This window comes from Paenibacillus sp. Z3-2 (assembly GCF_054161325.1).
On sequence record NZ_CP096397.1, the window covers coordinates 5495129 to 5512566 of the forward strand.

Annotated in this window: 8 protein-coding genes, 16 tRNA genes and 2 rRNA genes; 2 read left to right on the plus strand and 24 right to left on the minus strand. The window is 47.1% G+C overall.

All coding sequences use genetic code 11. From position 1 onward, the window contains the following. The first annotated feature begins 451 nt into the window (after positions 1–451). Complete coding sequence (locus tag M1D71_RS24630) at positions 452–2839, plus strand: helix-turn-helix domain-containing protein (protein WP_458124072.1); 2388 nt, start codon at positions 452–454, stop codon at positions 2837–2839. Between the two features lie 56 nt (positions 2840–2895). Here M1D71_RS24630 and M1D71_RS24635 read toward each other — a convergent pair. The 20 genes from M1D71_RS24635 to M1D71_RS24730 all read right to left on the minus strand — a co-directional run bounded on the left by M1D71_RS24635 (position 2896) and on the right by M1D71_RS24730 (position 12124). Beyond that, a tRNA-Asn gene (locus M1D71_RS24635) sits at positions 2896–2971 on the minus strand. 296 nt (positions 2972–3267) lie between these two features. Then, positions 3268–4203, minus strand: a complete 936-nt coding sequence (locus M1D71_RS24640; protein ID WP_458124073.1) for a class I SAM-dependent methyltransferase — start codon at positions 4201–4203, stop codon at positions 3268–3270. 168 nt (positions 4204–4371) lie between these two features. Next, a tRNA-Leu gene (locus M1D71_RS24645) sits at positions 4372–4450 on the minus strand. A 6-nt stretch (positions 4451–4456) separates the two neighbouring features. Next, positions 4457–4530, minus strand: a tRNA-Cys gene (locus tag M1D71_RS24650). Between the two features lie 6 nt (positions 4531–4536). After that, a tRNA-Gly gene (locus M1D71_RS24655) sits at positions 4537–4611 on the minus strand. 4 nt (positions 4612–4615) lie between these two features. Further along, a tRNA-Gln gene (locus M1D71_RS24660) sits at positions 4616–4690 on the minus strand. Between the two features lie 22 nt (positions 4691–4712). Beyond that, positions 4713–4785 (minus strand) — tRNA-His (locus tag M1D71_RS24665). A 30-nt stretch (positions 4786–4815) separates the two neighbouring features. Then, positions 4816–4889, minus strand: a tRNA-Trp gene (locus tag M1D71_RS24670). A gap of 5 nt (positions 4890–4894) precedes the next feature. Beyond that, positions 4895–4980: transfer RNA gene (locus M1D71_RS24675), tRNA-Tyr, on the minus strand. A gap of 9 nt (positions 4981–4989) precedes the next feature. After that, positions 4990–5065: transfer RNA gene (locus tag M1D71_RS24680), tRNA-Thr, on the minus strand. Between the two features lie 20 nt (positions 5066–5085). Continuing rightward, a tRNA-Phe gene (locus M1D71_RS24685) sits at positions 5086–5161 on the minus strand. A 95-nt stretch (positions 5162–5256) separates the two neighbouring features. Beyond that, positions 5257–5334 (minus strand) — tRNA-Asp (locus M1D71_RS24690). A 27-nt stretch (positions 5335–5361) separates the two neighbouring features. After that, positions 5362–5435: transfer RNA gene (locus M1D71_RS24695), tRNA-Met, on the minus strand. A 21-nt stretch (positions 5436–5456) separates the two neighbouring features. Then, positions 5457–5532 (minus strand) — tRNA-Val (locus M1D71_RS24700). Positions 5533–5599: 67 nt separating this feature from the next. Then, positions 5600–5671 (minus strand) — tRNA-Glu (locus tag M1D71_RS24705). Positions 5672–5680: 9 nt separating this feature from the next. Next, positions 5681–5772: transfer RNA gene (locus M1D71_RS24710), tRNA-Ser, on the minus strand. A gap of 3 nt (positions 5773–5775) precedes the next feature. Next, positions 5776–5851 (minus strand) — tRNA-Asn (locus M1D71_RS24715). 66 nt (positions 5852–5917) lie between these two features. Further along, a 23S ribosomal RNA gene (locus M1D71_RS24720) occupies positions 5918–8845 on the minus strand. Between the two features lie 345 nt (positions 8846–9190). Continuing rightward, positions 9191–10743, minus strand: a 16S ribosomal RNA gene (locus M1D71_RS24725). The 16S and 23S rRNA genes sit together here with 15 tRNA genes alongside, the layout of an rRNA operon. Positions 10744–11245: 502 nt before the next feature. Then, positions 11246–12124 (minus strand): nucleotidyltransferase-like protein, encoded by an 879-nt coding sequence (locus M1D71_RS24730; RefSeq protein ID WP_458124074.1) that lies wholly within the window; start codon positions 12122–12124, stop codon positions 11246–11248. 122 nt (positions 12125–12246) lie between these two features. On the opposite strand from M1D71_RS24730, the gene M1D71_RS24735 reads away from it, so the two are divergent. Continuing rightward, positions 12247–12627: a DUF2614 family zinc ribbon-containing protein gene (locus M1D71_RS24735; RefSeq protein WP_458124075.1), complete on the plus strand. Its 381-nt coding sequence runs from the start codon at positions 12247–12249 to the stop codon at positions 12625–12627. A gap of 259 nt (positions 12628–12886) precedes the next feature. Here the strand turns inward: M1D71_RS24735 and M1D71_RS24740 are convergent, their stop codons facing one another. The 4 genes from M1D71_RS24740 to M1D71_RS24755 all read right to left on the minus strand — a co-directional run bounded on the left by M1D71_RS24740 (position 12887) and on the right by M1D71_RS24755 (position 17358). Beyond that, entirely contained in the window at positions 12887–14617 is a 1731-nt protein-coding gene (locus tag M1D71_RS24740; protein WP_458124076.1) for a glycosyl hydrolase family 18 protein, read from the minus strand. Between the two features lie 118 nt (positions 14618–14735). After that, complete coding sequence (perR, locus tag M1D71_RS24745) at positions 14736–15158, minus strand: peroxide-responsive transcriptional repressor PerR (protein WP_026081471.1); 423 nt, start codon at positions 15156–15158, stop codon at positions 14736–14738. Positions 15159–15329: 171 nt separating this feature from the next. Beyond that, positions 15330–16739: a DUF4097 family beta strand repeat-containing protein gene (locus M1D71_RS24750; protein ID WP_458124077.1), complete on the minus strand. Its 1410-nt coding sequence runs from the start codon at positions 16737–16739 to the stop codon at positions 15330–15332. Between the two features lie 25 nt (positions 16740–16764). Next, complete coding sequence (locus M1D71_RS24755) at positions 16765–17358, minus strand: hypothetical protein (protein WP_458124078.1); 594 nt, start codon at positions 17356–17358, stop codon at positions 16765–16767. Positions 17359–17438: the final 80 nt, after the last annotated feature.

A 17438-nucleotide genomic window follows, 5' to 3' on the forward strand; every position in this document is an offset into this window, starting at 1 on the left:
TAATTGGTTAAGTCATTTGTTCGTTTGTTTCTTGTTTTTTTGTTTCCATGTTTCTTGTTTAACCTTATGTCCTTATTCTAGGGGATTCTGAGACTTTTCAAAACAGACCGTGGACGGTTTTTCATCCTAGACTCAGGTCGGGGATCTAGTTGGACCTTGGACTGTCCCGGTATAAGACCATCGTTCCACCTAAGCTGAATAGCTTCCAGTTACCTTCTATTCCCCGTGTTCAGGCTCTACTTCACCCGATATCGTCCGGTAGATAGAATGATGTCCATATCTCTATTTACGTTCACCCTTCACTTTCGTTTCCATCCCGTGCCAATCTCTTTTGCCTCAAAATAAAATTACTTATTTATCCAAATAAACAAAATTTAGATTGTTCTATATGTAAGCGTTTACTAAAATAGAGAGTGTTACTATTTCTAATGTCAGGGGTTGAACTGAAACTGTGCGACCAATCAGCTATCTCCATAAAATGATCATCTTCGGAATCCTGCTAAGCACCCTGCCCATTTTGTTAACGGGAATTGCCGCGTTTATCTATTCATCGAACCAAACTGAATTACATCGTACACAAGCTAACAGGCAGTTGCTGGAACAAATGCAATCCAACGTAGAACACAAACTCGCTACAGTCAGTTATATGCTTGATCAGGCCGTTCGATCTCCAGTAACCCTCCGTTCCCTGTCTGCTTCTTCACTTCAAAGGAAAGGACCATTACTTGCCGATAAGCTGCAGAGCGAGTTTCAGAATATGAGGTCGTGGGAACCTTTGCTGGATATCACATTGGTGAATCAATCCCAGAATTGGCTTATTGACCATGCCGGATTATATCGTAATACGGATTTCCCACTGGCACTTCCCATGAAGGATTTGATATCGGATACGCTAACCTCCGGATGGCAGCTCTCCCCTTCATCGGTGTTCAGTAATGATGAGCGTTCGCCCGGTACAGGCTGTATCTATCATATTGCCCTTGCGAGATCTATTCCGAATCTGAATGCGTCTTCCGATGTAGCCTTAATTGCCGGAATTCCTGCATGCTCTTTACAAAATACGCTAGGTGAAGCCTCCATGGGCAATGCTGCCTCAGGACTGATCATTTTAAATCGGGAACAACGTATCATGGTACATCCCGATCCCGTATATATTGGACAACCGCTGTCTGCAGTTGGATTACAAGATCGTGAGACGGAAGCCAGCATAATTAGACTATCTCCCATCACATTTTCAACAGGCTTTGAAGAACGAGAAGTCAAGATCGCCGATACACACTATTCTCTGACGTACAGCCCTTCTACCTTAAAAGGATGGACTTATGTTCTAATCTCACCCACCAACATTCTGACACAGGAATATATCGATATCGGATTACACACCTTGTATATCAGTATCTTCTTGCTTTTGCTTTCATTATTGCTCGCATGGCTCGGCTCCAAACGAATGCATATTCCAATTCGTAAACTTTTAACCCAACTTGGTGACAACCACCTGTCCAAAGATGGCGGCACTATGACTCAGCAATCACCAGAGCTGTCTGATGAGTTCGAACAGATTCGAGCAGGTGTCTCACAATTATCTGCATCTCGCTCCCAACTGGAGAACACACTAAATATGCATCTGTTGCAGATTCGCACTCATTTTATGATGAATCTCTTCCAGGGCAAGAGCCCTGTTCACACTCTATATGACACCCTGAATGAATATGGCTACACACGTCAGGTTCGGGAATGGCAACAAATTGCTGTTATTGCACTACAGGCCGATCTCGTTAATCACAGAAAATACAATGCCAATGATCGTGACCTCCTGTTATTCGCTGTTCAAAATATATTGGAGGAAACGGTTGTGCATAACCAACAACTGCTTCCTATCGTGCTGGAACATACGGTTGTCACGGTGATTGGCACCGTTGAACAGGATCAATTTGCTTTTTCACAGCAGCTATATGTATTAACAGACCAGTTACAACAACAGATTGATGGGATTCTGGCTCTTCAGGTCAGTATAGGCTTCAGCCAGCCGCATAGCTCCCTATACCACATCCCTCAGGCTTACACAGAAGCTATGGAGGCTTTGAAGCATCGAATGAAGCTGGGGACAGGTATTATCTTTCAATATGAGAACATAGATCATTATGCGCCAGCTTGGTCCATGACCTACCCGGAATCATTGGAATACTCGTTGATCCAAGCTATTCAAAGTGCGGATGAAGTTCATGCCTCTGCTCTTCTGCATCAGGTCCTGGAAGTAATCTTTGGTATGGAGTGTACGCCAGAGGAATATCAGGTGGCCTTTACGAGGCTGCTGACGCATATTTTGCAAATGACTCAGGAATCCGGTATACGACTCGGACAGATCTCTCAAGGCAATGGATCGATGTTTCATGAACTTCATGGTTTGCAGTACGGCGCTGAAGTTGAGGAGTGGTTTAACCATCAAGTCATCTTGCCCATCATCCAGGTTTTTAAAGGGAGACAGTATGCCCAGTACCAGCATATATCAGAGAAGATGATTGCTCTGATTCATCAAGATTACGATAAGGATCTGACGCTTGAGGAATGTGCTGTGAAGCTTCACTATAATGCCAACTACTTAAGTAGCGTTTTTCGCAAAGAGACCGGCTGTGCATTTAGTGAATACCTGACCAAGTACCGATTTAACATCGCTAAAAAATGGCTGGACGAAAGTGATCTAACGGTTAAAGATATCGCAGCACGGCTTCGTTACAACAATCCGCAAAACTTTATCCGATCATTTCGTAAATGGGAAGGAATCACTCCCGGTCAGTATCGGGAGCGGAAACAAAAAGCAGAAGTGTCGAACAACAATTAGAAAAGGAGCACGATTTAAAATCGTGCTCCTTCGGCCAGCTCGGACACCTCTGCATATGGCTCCCCGAACAGGGATCGAACCTGCGACAACTCGATTAATAGTCGAGTGCTCTACCAACTCAGCTATCAGGGATATCCTTTAGAGATCATTCTCTGAAAACTAGATATGTGTTTTGTTTTTTCGTTGTCTCGAACATCTCCAAATAAACGAGGGCCTGGTTCAAAGCGGTCGATTAATTATTGGCTTCAAAAAAAAGAGGGAGCACATATCCCTGCTCCCTTCACTTACAACTTCGCTTCTATATCTTAACTTCATATGTTTCATACGTTCCCTTTTTGCGCAGCGATCTGATGCTTCCTAGCGTCATCCTAGACGTTAGAATATACGTTGTGCGTCTCGATTCCTGTTCCTCATAACACATACCAAGCTTATACGATTTGTCGTTTATCCTTGGTACGGACTGTTTTCATATTGGTTTGTTCAAGTTGGATCAGAATTTTACCAAACCTTGCTCCACGTGAGAAGGTCACCGTACTATCCTTATATGTATCGCGGATGTACTTCTCAGCCAGTCTGAGGGAATCCTCATCTGTTGGTAACTCATACGTATTAAGCCATTCTGGCAGCTTCTCAATAATCTCTTCCACCGGTACTTCAAATGAGTTAACTTCTCTTGTAATGATCATCGTGTATGAATAACCCTTCAAATACAGCAACTGTTGGATATATCCCATATCACCAGCCTTGTATGAAGAACTGATCCCAAGTACATCCTTAAGTTCATCCATTAGTGTGTGTTCCTTCTGTCCCGCTATAGTGCTTATATACACATACTTACGAGCACAGTTAATCGCCATCTCAATCGTTTCCCAATCCGACATAGCCGGACACATGGAAGCAAATACAAAATCATATTTCTTCTCCCAGCCTTTATCCTGAATGGAGATTTCCTCAAATCGCTCTTTCACGATTTCAATATTAGATTCCAGCTCTGAGGGTATTGTTTCTTTCATGAGCGAGACAAGCAACTCAGAAGGCTCAACAGCGGTTACACTTGCTCCCCTTTCAGCAAAAGGAATGGTAAATATGCCTGAGGCCGCTCCAATGTCTAGAATGGACAAGCCCGCGAACTCTACTCCCTGGTTTTCAATCCAGCCCATAATGCGCTCAGACCGCTGTATTCCTTCTACCGTAAATGATTGTGCATGATAATCTCTGGCCCACCGCTCAAACGCTTCTTCTGTATTAAATGGTGCACTTTTCTTCTTATATTTTGAACTTCTCGGACGATTCTTCCAAGCCTCTTCCCATACAAAAAGGTTAAATAACAGGTCAGTGTCCGGTATAATTTTTTTAGTAGTCACTTTATTTCACTCCTTCATATTAAAGACTTCACTTATCTACAATATACTGAATATAATCATACGTCAATCTTTATTAACGTCCAACTTTCCTTACTATAAAACAATCACTTCATATAAAATAAAAATAGCCCCGCAGATTGCATAAGCAATTTGCAGGGCTATTCAATATACCGGCGAGAGGACTCGAACCTCCACGGTTTCCCACTCGATTTTGAGTCGAGCGCGTCTGCCATTCCGCCACGCCGGCATATACTGGAGGCGCCACCCAGATTCGAACTGGGGATAAAGCTTTTGCAGAGCTGTGCCTTACCACTTGGCTATGGCGCCATATTTTGGAGCGGACGACGGGAATCGAACCCGCGACCCTCGCCTTGGCAAGGCGATGCTCTACCGCTGAGCCACGTCCGCATAATGGCTGGGGATATAGGATTTGAACCTATGCATGACGGAGTCAAAGTCCGTTGCCTTACCGCTTGGCTAATCCCCAATAAAAAATGAAAAAACAAAGGGGCGATCGAGGGGAATTGAACCCCCGAATGCCGGATCCACAAACCGGTGCGTTAACCACTTCGCCACGATCGCCACAAAAAGTTAATTTTCTAAAAAGTTAATTGGCAGGGGCAGCAGGAATTGAACCCACACCAACGGTTTTGGAGACCGTTGTTCTACCTTTAAACTATGCCCCTAAAACTGGTGGAGGATGATGGATTCGAACCACCGAACCCGTACGGGAGCAGATTTACAGTCTGATGCGTTTGGCCACTTCGCTAATCCTCCAGGATTACATGGTGCCGGCGAGAGGACTTGAACCCCCAACCTACTGATTACAAGTCAGTTGCTCTACCAGTTGAGCTACACCGGCATATTAAATTGTTTTATAAATGGTGGCTCGGGACGGAATCGAACCGCCGACACGAGGATTTTCAGTCCTCTGCTCTACCGACTGAGCTACCGAGCCATAATAAAGTCTAATCTCATTTCCTAACACTTTATATAGGGCATCAGTGCCATACAGCAGATGTAGTGAACAGTTTGCCTCATGTAAAGATTAAATGGCGGAACCGACGGGATTCGAACCCGCGATCTCCTGCGTGACAGGCAGGCATGTTAGGCCAACTACACCACGGTTCCAGATCACTTTCTCAAAGGAAAGTATAATTGCGGGGGCAGGATTTGAACCTGCGGCCTTCGGGTTATGAGCCCGACGAGCTACCGGGCTGCTCCACCCCGCGTCGTTATAAAAATAAGTTATATGGTGGAGGCTGAGGGGATCGAACCCCCGACCCTCTGCTTGTAAGGCAGATGCTCTCCCAGCTGAGCTAAGCCTCCGAACAACACATTTATGATCTTACCATAATCTTATTGTAAAAATCAACTTCTATTTTTGAAGTTAATATGACCCGTAGGGGATTCGAACCCCTGTTACCTCCGTGAAAGGGAGGTGTCTTAACCCCTTGACCAACGGGCCTTAATATTATGGCGGAGAGAGAGGGATTCGAACCCTCGAGACGCTTGTGACGCCTACACGATTTCCAATCGTGCTCCTTCGGCCAGCTCGGACACCTCTCCATATGGCTCCCCGAACAGGGCTCGAACCTGTGACAACTCGATTAACAGTCGAGTGCTCTACCAACTGAGCTATCAGGGAATATGCTTCAGAGATCGTTCTCTGAAAACTAGATTCGAAACGAAACATGCGAATTATCACTTGCAATTGGATAAGCCCTCGACCGATTAGTACTGGTCAGCTCCATGCATTGCTGCACTTCCACCCCCAGCCTATCTACCTCGTCGTCTTCAAGGGGTCTTACATACTGGGAAATCTCATCTTGAGGGGGGCTTCACGCTTAGATGCTTTCAGCGTTTATCCCTTCCGTACATAGCTACCCAGCGGTGCTCCTGGCGGAACAACTGGTACACCAGCGGTACGTCCATCCCGGTCCTCTCGTACTAAGGACAGCTCCTCTCAAATTTCCTACGCCCACGACAGATAGGGACCGAACTGTCTCACGACGTTCTGAACCCAGCTCGCGTACCGCTTTAATGGGCGAACAGCCCAACCCTTGGGACCTACTTCAGCCCCAGGATGCGATGAGCCGACATCGAGGTGCCAAACCTCCCCGTCGATGTGGACTCTTGGGGGAGATAAGCCTGTTATCCCCAGGGTAGCTTTTATCCGTTGAGCGATGGCCCTTCCATGCGGTACCACCGGATCACTAAGCCCGACTTTCGTCCCTGCTCGACTTGTAGGTCTCGCAGTCAAGCTCCCTTATGCCTTTGCACTCTTCGAATGATTTCCAACCATTCTGAGGGAACCTTTGGGCGCCTCCGTTACTCTTTAGGAGGCGACCGCCCCAGTCAAACTGCCCACCTGACACTGTCCCCGCACCGGATTACGGTACCAGGTTAGAACCTAGATACGATCAGGGTGGTATCCCAACGTTGCCTCCATGCAAGCTGGCGCTCACACTTCAAAGGCTCCCACCTATCCTGTACAGATCGTACCCAAATTCAATATCAAGCTGCAGTAAAGCTCCATGGGGTCTTTCCGTCTTGTCGCGGGTAACCTGCATCTTCACAGGTATTAAAATTTCACCGGATCTCTCGTTGAGACAGCGCCCAAGTCGTTACGCCATTCGTGCGGGTCAGAATTTACCTGACAAGGAATTTCGCTACCTTAGGACCGTTATAGTTACGGCCGCCGTTTACTGGGGCTTCGGTTCACAGCTTCGGGATTACTCCCTAACCACTCCCCTTAACCTTCCAGCACCGGGCAGGCGTCAGCCCGTATACTTCGCCTTACGGCTTCGCACAGACCTGTGTTTTTGCTAAACAGTCGCTTGGGCCTTTTCACTGCGGCCCCCTCGTGCTATTCACACTACCGGGGCACCCCTTCTCCCGAAGTTACGGGGTCATTTTGCCGAGTTCCTTAACGAGAGTTCTTCCGCGCGCCTTAGAATACTCTTCTCGCCTACCTGTGTCGGTTTGCGGTACGGGCACCATCACCTGGCTAGAGGCTTTTCTTGGCAGTGTGAGATCATGACCTTCGCTACTGTAATTTTCACTCCCCATCACAGCTCAGCCTTACAATGTGCGGATTTGCCTACACATCAGCCTTACTGCTTAGACGGACATCCATCAGTCCGCGTCACTACCCTACTGCGTCCCCCCATTGCTCATAACGGCTTACGGTGGTACAGGAATTTCGACCTGTTGTCCTTCGACTACGCCTTTCGGCCTCGCCTTAGGTCCCGACTTACCCTGAGCGGACGAGCCTTCCTCAGGAACCCTTAGGCTTTCGGCGGATCAGATTCTCACTGATCTTTTCGTTACTCATACCGGCATTCTCACTTGTATAATGTCCAGCGCTCCTTACGGTACACCTTCAACCCTTATACAACGCTCCCCTACCCCTGATGCAAAGCATCAAGCCATAGCTTCGGTGGTGTGTTTAGCCCCGTTACATTTTCGGCGCAGAGTCACTCGACCAGTGAGCTATTACGCACTCTTTAAATGATGGCTGCTTCTAAGCCAACATCCTGGTTGTCTGTGCAACTCCACATCCTTTCCCACTTAACACACACTTGGGGACCTTAGCTGATGGTCTGGGCTGTTTCCCTTTTGACAATGGATCTTAGCACTCACTGTCTGACTCCCGGAAGTAAGTCTATGGCATTCGGAGTTTGACTGAGCTTGGTAACCCTTGCGGGCCCCGCACCCAATCAGTGCTCTACCTCCACGACTCTGTTTTCCGAGGCTAGCCCTAAAGCTATTTCGGGGAGAACCAGCTATCTCCGAGTTCGATTGGAATTTCTCCGCTACCCCCACCTCATCCCCGCATTTTTCAACATGCGTGGGTTCGGGCCTCCAGTGCGTGTTACCGCACCTTCACCCTGGACAGGGGTAGATCACCCGGTTTCGGGTCTACGTCCACGTACTATGTCGCCCTATTCAGACTCGCTTTCGCTGCGGCTCCGGCTCTTTACCTTAACCTTGCACGGGAACGTAACTCGCCGGTTCATTCTACAAAAGGCACGCCATCACCCCTAAAACGGGCTCTGACTTTTTGTAAGCACACGGTTTCAGGTTCTATTTCACTCCCCTTCCGGGGTGCTTTTCACCTTTCCCTCACGGTACTGCTTCACTATCGGTCGCTAGGAAGTATTTAGCCTTGGCAGATGGTCCTGCCGGATTCATACGGGGTTTCACGTGCCCCGCACTACTCGGGATCCGTCTCGGAGGGAACAGACTTTCAACTACAGGGCTTTTACCTTCTTTGGCGGGCCTTTCCAGACCTCTTCGCTTAACCGGTTCCTTTGTAACTCCATGTGAGACGTCCCACAACCCCAAAGAGCAAGCTCTCTGGTTTGGGCTTCTCCGCGTTCGCTCGCCGCTACTGACGGAATCACTATTGTTTTCTCTTCCTCAGGGTACTTAGATGTTTCAGTTCCCCTGGTATGCCTCTGCACAACCTATGTATTCAGTTGTGAGTAACTGGAAATTACCCCAGCTGGGTTTCCCCATTCGGACACCCCCGGATCAAAGCTTGCTTACAGCTCCCCGAGGCAGTTTCGTTGTTCGCCACGTCCTTCATCGGCTCCTAGCGCCTAGGCATCCTCCATGTGCTCTTAGTAGCTTAACCATATTGCTCCGGTTTTGACTGCTCGCTTCCCTTGTTTTGCTTGCGCAAAGCCAAAAGTCACTCCCATTCAATACCATCGCAAAAGCAATTAACTACCGTTTTTATTGAAACTTGTTTTAACACAAGTTCAGCTAAAAAGGAATGTTCTAATTCGCATTTACTTTCGTTTCGATATCTAGTTTTCAAAGAACAAGCTCCATGCAAAAGCAAGCTGTTTGAGAGTTTGAGCTCTCAAAACTGAGCAACGAGTGAGTTAAAAGCTTTACAAAGTAAAGCTCGCTTCGGAAGCATGCTTCCTGAAGACTTATATTTGAATGTTTCCACGCGGGAAACGATTCTCCATAGAAAGGAGGTGATCCAGCCGCACCTTCCGATACGGCTACCTTGTTACGACTTCACCCCAATCATCTATCCCACCTTCGGCGGCTGGCTCCTTGCGGTTACCCCACCGACTTCGGGTGTTATAAACTCTCGTGGTGTGACGGGCGGTGTGTACAAGACCCGGGAACGTATTCACCGCGGCATGCTGATCCGCGATTACTAGCAATTCCGACTTCATGCAGGCGAGTTGCAGCCTGCAATCCGAACTGAGACCGGCTTTGTTGGGATTGGCTCCATCTCGCGATTTCGCAGCCCGTTGTACCGGCCATTGTAGTACGTGTGTAGCCCAGGTCATAAGGGGCATGATGATTTGACGTCATCCCCACCTTCCTCCGGTTTGTCACCGGCAGTCTATCTAGAGTGCCCACCCGAAGTGCTGGCAACTAAATATAAGGGTTGCGCTCGTTGCGGGACTTAACCCAACATCTCACGACACGAGCTGACGACAACCATGCACCACCTGTCTCCTCTGTCCCGAAGGAAAGGTACATCTCTGTACCGATCAGAGGGATGTCAAGACCTGGTAAGGTTCTTCGCGTTGCTTCGAATTAAACCACATACTCCACTGCTTGTGCGGGTCCCCGTCAATTCCTTTGAGTTTCAGTCTTGCGACCGTACTCCCCAGGCGGAGTGCTTAATGTGTTAACTTCGGCACCAAGGGTATCGAAACCCCTAACACCTAGCACTCATCGTTTACGGCGTGGACTACCAGGGTATCTAATCCTGTTTGCTCCCCACGCTTTCGCGCCTCAGCGTCAGTTACAGCCCAGAGAGTCGCCTTCGCCACTGGTGTTCCTCCACATATCTACGCATTTCACCGCTACACGTGGAATTCCACTCTCCTCTTCTGCACTCAAGTCACCCAGTTTCCAGTGCGATCCGGGGTTGAGCCCCGGGATTAAACACCAGACTTAAATGACCGCCTGCGCGCGCTTTACGCCCAATAATTCCGGACAACGCTTGCCCCCTACGTATTACCGCGGCTGCTGGCACGTAGTTAGCCGGGGCTTTCTTCTCAGGTACCGTCACCTTGAGAGCAGTTACTCTCCCAAGCGTTCTTCCCTGGCAACAGAGCTTTACGATCCGAAAACCTTCATCACTCACGCGGCATTGCTCCGTCAGGCTTTCGCCCATTGCGGAAGATTCCCTACTGCTGCCTCCCGTAGGAGTCTGGGCCGTGTCTCAGTCCCAGTGTGGCCGATCACCCTCTCAGGTCGGCTACGCATCGTCGCCTTGGTGAGCCGTTACCTCACCAACTAGCTAATGCGCCGCAGGCCCATCCCCAAGTGACAGATTACTCCGTCTTTCCAGTTCTCTTCAGGCGAAGAAAACAACTATTCGGTATTAGCTACCGTTTCCGGTAGTTGTCCCAAACTTGAGGGCAGGTTGCCTACGTGTTACTCACCCGTCCGCCGCTAACCATCAGAGAAGCAAGCTTCTCTTCAAGTCCGCTCGACTTGCATGTATTAGGCATGCCGCCAGCGTTCGTCCTGAGCCAGGATCAAACTCTCCAATAAAGATGAATTTCAGTAGCGCGGTTAAACGCTATGAAAATCATCTCAAATATTTGAAAAGAGCGATAAGCTCATTTTGAATCTGACGAGATTAAAAATCTCATTTGTGCTCCAGTCGATCCAAGCCAAGGCTTGTTTCAAACTTTCGCGCTCATTCTGCAAGCAGAATGTTTACTCACTCGTTGTTCAGTTTTCAAAGATCAAACTTGTTTTGTTTTACTTATTTTGTCTCAACCAAGTTTCGGCGGCGACTTAAATAATGTAACACATTTCGTTTGTTTTCGTCAAGAACTTTTTTTAATTTCTTTTTTTGAAGCTTTAGTTCTTCACTTTCCCTCTAAAGATTTTATCATTTGTTGGCGATAAGCTCGTTTGAGGAACGAAATATAATGTATCACATATCGCGAATGAGAGTCAACATTTTTTTATAAATTATTACACAAACAAAAAAGGAAGGTTTCCCCTCCCTTATGTGATGAATATAGTATCAGTCTTCTAGAGAAGGTTATGCTTCAATCCAATACCGAATGTCCCGGCCCTCTCCTCCGATTGATGGCCATCCTGCTGATTCTTTTACAATAGAACGAAAGACCAACTTGCGCAGAACCAACGGCAGATCCTCTCGAACAAATCTTAACTGGGGATGATGAACAAGTTCATTCATGCTCCACGGCTCCTTGCGACTTCTTAACACACGAAGTAGAAGCTCTGAACATTCACTCATTTTGGACATTACGGAGAACTCACACGCAAGCAATACAAGCTCTACTCGCTGCTCCAGCGTCTCCGAGCTTACGGTAAGCTCCTGATATAACTTCCATAAAGCGCGGTCCATATTCTGCACATGTGTCCATACCGCATGATCCGGGTATATCCCCTGTTCAATCAGCACAATGCGTGCCCAGTTCCCCAAAGCCTCTAATACATTGTAGTACGCGTCTACAACATGACCTTCCTGGATGTGACGCTTAGCCTCGACATACATTCTCAAGAAACTGGTGAATTCGTGCAGAAGCTTCTGCTCACGCAATTCTGTACCAAAAGCAGAGAGTTCTTCTCGCAAATCACTTAATGCGCTGTCTGCTTCCCAGATGATCTCACCTTCAATCAGACACTGGGTGAGGTTATTGTGATTACCGGTAATTACACTGCTCTGTACATCATGACGGCTGGCATAGATCATTTGATAACGAAGATCACCATATCTGTAATGTCCTACTGTCGATGTCAATTGGTCATCGTTATGAACAACAAGTACTAATAATTCAAAATCTTGAAATAGGGAGCCGTGGAATCGCTCTCCCGGGTGGGAATAAGCGATAGCCCCAACTGCCCCCGTCTCTTCCGACTGTTCGGACAAAAAAGCAAGGTTCTTTAATTCCACGATTCCCTCCATACAATTCATGGCAGATAAGCGCCAAGTCAGTTATAATGTAATTCTACATCCAGACTGAAGTTTCCTTCTTTTCCAGGTCCGATACTACTCATACGATAGGAGCATTTTTCATGATTTTTAAATCAGCAAAAATTAATGCTTTTCGCACTTGGGGATTACTGCTGACCATGCTAGGTATGGGCTTAATGATACTTGGGACAGCCGGGATTGTATTCTGGGGACATGCAGGCAAGGTATTCGCAGCTGTTGGACTCGTCATCGGACTGATTGCCATGATGGCCAGTCTGGCCATCTATTTCTGGGCTGGTATGCTCTCCACCAGTGCAGTACAAGTCGACTGCCCGGAATGCGGGAAGTTAACCAAAATGCTTGGCAAAACGGATCGATGTATGTTCTGTCATACCATCCTCACCCTTGATCCGAATAAGGCTAATATGACCAGTCAACAACTGAAAGCGCCTTCTACAACAGCTCCCCCCACCGATGGATAGTCCAAATTGATCTTCAACCGCCAGATGTCTTACATCTTAATTTCATTGAAGAACATAAAAAGGCCCGGTATGTCTACCGGACCTTTTTGACTTGGCTTTATACATAACTTTTATGACTAGCTAAAATACTTAGTTAATTTATAAGTCCTACGGCTAATAAATTGAAAAATTGCATGTAATCGGTATGGAACGGAAGCAACTTTTGGCTCTGCGAAGCAAAACAAGAGAAGTGATGCGGCAGTACCAGAGTAAAAGAAACTTATTTCTGGTAACCGGCCTGCTTTAATACCTCCCATGCAGAAGCATTGGCAAAACTCCGATTCCACGCAGCTACTCCGCCCAGTTTCAACGAAGCAATCAAATCCACACGCGCCTGCAGGGACACGTCATCTTCGATCCATATTTTCTTGGTAGCTCCGTCTTCCTCATATTCCACATAGTTCTGTCCACTTGCCTGATCCAGTACGGGTTTGAGTTTCTTTTCTTGGATGAGTTCCACAATGGTATTCATGCCTACCGCTTTGGAAGACACCTTAACCTCGCCTTGATCATCCGTCTCTTCCGTCCAGATCCGTGTGTAGAGCGGAACCGCCATAATCAACTTGTTGGAAGGTACTTCATCCTCCTCAAGTATGCGTCTCATGGAAGCCTCGGTCCACGGCAGAGACGCTACAGAACCTGCCTTGGGACTGGCCGCCCAATGTTCATCATAAGCCATCACAATAACATAGTCTGCAAAAGAACCTAAAGCGCGGCGATCCAGAAAGGCTGACCACATCTCGCTGTTCGATTTTGGTGTTACATCAATTGATAACATTAATCCATGTATGCGTGCCATCGCCTTGATCTCGCGTACAAATTGCGTAATATTCGGCCCGTCATCTGTATACACGTTCTCAAAGTCGATGTTGATACCATCCAATTGATATGTCTGTGCATACTCTAACATCTGCTCGATAATATGAGTGCGTGTCTTGTAAGAAGCGACGGCTTCTTTTGTAATGTCGGGATCAAAGCTGTTATCCATTAACCCCCATACTTCCATGCCGGAACGATGAGCCCAGTTTACATAAGCCTGGTTTCCCTTACTTTTCACAGTACCCTGTCCATCTGTAATGTGGAACCATGTGGGGCTGACCACATTTACACCCGGCATTTTACCAATAGAGCTCACATCAGGCTGACGATTGTACACGGCTTCCCAAACCAGGTTGACCGGTTTATTCTGCCATTTCTTCTCAGCTGCAGTCAGCGTATGCTTGGGCATGTCCACCTTCTTTTTCTCGGTGAGCGCAATATGATCATTATCTACATATCCGGCATAACCATTATCGAGTTGAACAAAACTCTGGTCATCACCCGTCTGCCATACACGTACCCGTGCATTCTTTTCCATATCAGCAATGATTGGTGAAGATTCTCCCCCGCGTTTGTATAGCGGTACTGTCTTGTCTTCCTTGGATGACAACGTATCAATCTCTGCATATTGTATCGTGTCTCCTCCACGCATCAGCAGCACAGCACCCGTTACCGCATCTTCCTGTATGGTTATGCCGTATACTTCTTTCAATGGTTTGAGCGGAATGTATGCTTCTCCGTCCTTAACCTCCGGCTTAACCGTCATAGGATAGTCCTTATGATTAAGTTCTGCTTGTGTGCTGCCCTCCTTCATATGAAGGACACGCTGAGGGGAGGCAATAATGATATCTCCCGACTCAGGTTCATAACGTATACCCTCATCAATTGCTTCTTGCAGCACCTTTACAGGCAACTTGAGTTGATCTCCCGTACCCGAAGCGTCTCCGTCCATCAGTTGTCCATCCACAAAAATAGGCTGGTTTCTTCCCACCCAATCCGGGTCTTCATAGGTCTGGTTCAACCATACACTCGTTATAAGCCAGTAGGCTCCCCCGGCGATCAGACAAGCCCCGAGAAAACCGGGCCAAAATGAACGTCGCTTCTGACGTGTATATCTGCTTTTTCTACCCAAACGTCTACCTCCGTTAATTATGCTGAATCATAAGGATATGCGCATAAGTTGTTATAAAAAAAAAACGTGTAGAATCCATACTCTGAATTCTACACGTTAATATTGTAATTCAACTCTCTTAATCCCTGCAACTTTTACATACGCCATATACTTCCAATCGGTGACCATGTACTTCAAAACCCGTACTAGACTCCGCTTGAAGTTCTACACTTTTGAGTGAAGGATAGCTGAAGTCTTCAATCTTGCCGCATTGATCACAAATAACATGATAATGATCCGTCACATTGGCATCGAAGCGGCTTGAATTATCTCCGTATGTCAATTCCCGGACCATGCCAGCTTCCAGAAACATCTTCAAATTGTTATATACCGTCGCCACGCTCATACTGGGAAATTGGGGTTCAAGCGCTCGGTAAATTTCATCGGCTGTCGGGTGCCCCATGGATTCCATCAGATAGTTCAATATGGCATGACGCTGGGGTGTAATACGGACACCGGTCGTTTTCAGATGCTCCAACGCATGTTGGACACGTGTTGCCATAAAACCCACCGCCTTACCTTTCATTCGTTCTCTGATGAAGAGTGAGTTACTGTCTCCTCGTACAGAGTTAATTCCCGGCCATTAACAACGACACCCGATCTATCGTGTCGTGTAATCTTGCCAGTGTACATTTATTGTACGGCGATTACAAGTTTATTGTCAACGCGGCGGTCAAGGAACCTCCGTAGAATCCTCCTGGGAATTTGCTCCGTCTTCGGTTGTCTGTTCCAGATTTTCAGCCCCATCTTCAGACTCCGGTGTAACTATTTCAGGCGTAGACACGGCTGGGTTGCTCTGAATGGTGAGATCACTGTTGCCTTCAATTTTCACCCTGTACTCACCCTCACCGAGCTGGCCTTCTATGGTTTTGTTCTGGACTTTGAAAGGCAAATCAGTGCTTAAATCTCCATAACTGCTGGAACCAGAAAGACTATAATCTCCCCGATCAGGGAGTAGCACGTTAATGGCACCTACAGCACTGTACACATCCCAGTCTCCTCCGACTTTGGCAGATACGATGTTAATACTGCCATTGAGCGATTGAGCCTTGATTCCCAGGTTGGCACCATCCAATGTAATATTGCCGTTACGTGTCTCTGCCGTGAATTCGCCAACGGAGTCTGCGATACTGATACTTCCCACTTGTGTGGTCAGATCGACATCTCCTGAAACGCCGCGAGCCTTCATGTCTCCACGGTTACTGTCCAGATCTACATTGCCAATGGCGTTAGCTACAATGACATCTCCGTTCAACGTTTTCCCCGAGATATCTCCCACGGCATTGGTAATCCGGATTCGTCCGTTCCCCGTTTCAGCAAATATGGTACTGATCGCTTCCGGACGATTTAATAATATGGCTCCATTGGAAGTTCGAATATCCAGATTAAAGCGACGATCATCCGGTATCGTAATAGTCATATTCATCCGTGGCTGTGTTTTTTCATTTTCTCCATACGTCTTGCCTGTAGCCTTGATATGAATTACTTTCGTACCATCGGTCTCCACAAAAGAGGCATCCGCTACGGCCTTCGCCTGCACCTCCGTCGTCTGATCTACCCAGATAACCGTTCGTACTTCAATCCCCTCTGTGTCTCCCCGTTGTACCGAGATATCTCCGTTCACACCTTCAACCACCAGATCTGAAGTATCCATACCAACAGGTACACGGATCGTGCCCTTATCCTCCATATATCCTGCAGCTTGACTGTAGTCCATGGAAGCCGCTCCAAGATTTAGACTCACTCTATTCCATAAGTGCATGTAGTGATCCTGTTCCGTAACAATAAATACAGAAGCCGCCAAAATCAACGAGGTCAGAATGCCTTTGGCATCGGGTCTGAAACGTACTTTTATGGGTTCATCAGGATTGTCTGAATTAACGGATTGCACTTTTTTTCTTCTACGTGTCCACAAGAACAGCACAATATATTCCACGCCTAAAACAACGAGTAAAAATGGCCACCAGTCCACCATCTCATATACATAGTCTGTTCCCCACCGTTTATCCAAAATCAACAGCACACCGACCGCTATGATTAAGGCGGCAGCCGTATAGCGGCCAACCCGGACTTTACGGTTCATCAGGTTCCCCCCTTTATCGTATCGGCTACAATTTTTTCTTGTTCAACATAACCCAAAACTCACGCCCGAACAGAAGCAAACCTCCTACAATCATGAGAATCGCGAATGAATATCCGCCATACATGGCAAGGATCTCCTGGAACCAGCGTGGTTTACGGAAAAACAGTACCATCAAAGACCCTCCCACAATCAGGAGCAATCCAAATGATATGCCTCTCTCCCAGACCATCATGGCATCTCTTGTAGAACGTTCATTGGATACCGGCTTGTCCAAAGTTCCCTGGGTTACCGCTCTCCGTCTGCGCATCATGACCCAATCTGCAGATTGCAGCACATCATATACATTGTAAAAGTAAATAACCGGGATACACAAAGCAAGCAAAATGAGCAATGGCACATTGATCTGTATTCCAATGGATGAGAAGTACAGCACTGCTGATAGATCAAGCAAAACCAACAGCATAAAGGTCAAACCTCGCATGTACAATCTCAGATATATATGACCGAGTCCAGGAATAATGGCACTCAATAATCCCGCAATAAACTTGTGAGTCCGATTTCTGACCGGTTTGGCCTGAACTATACGGGTCTTTTTGTTCAATCGACGTCTCCGCTTCATAACATACTCCTCTCTTCTGATCTGACCTTCCGCTCTTCATGCATTTGGTTAGATAGTACCCTAAAGAGCAAGGAGAGTAA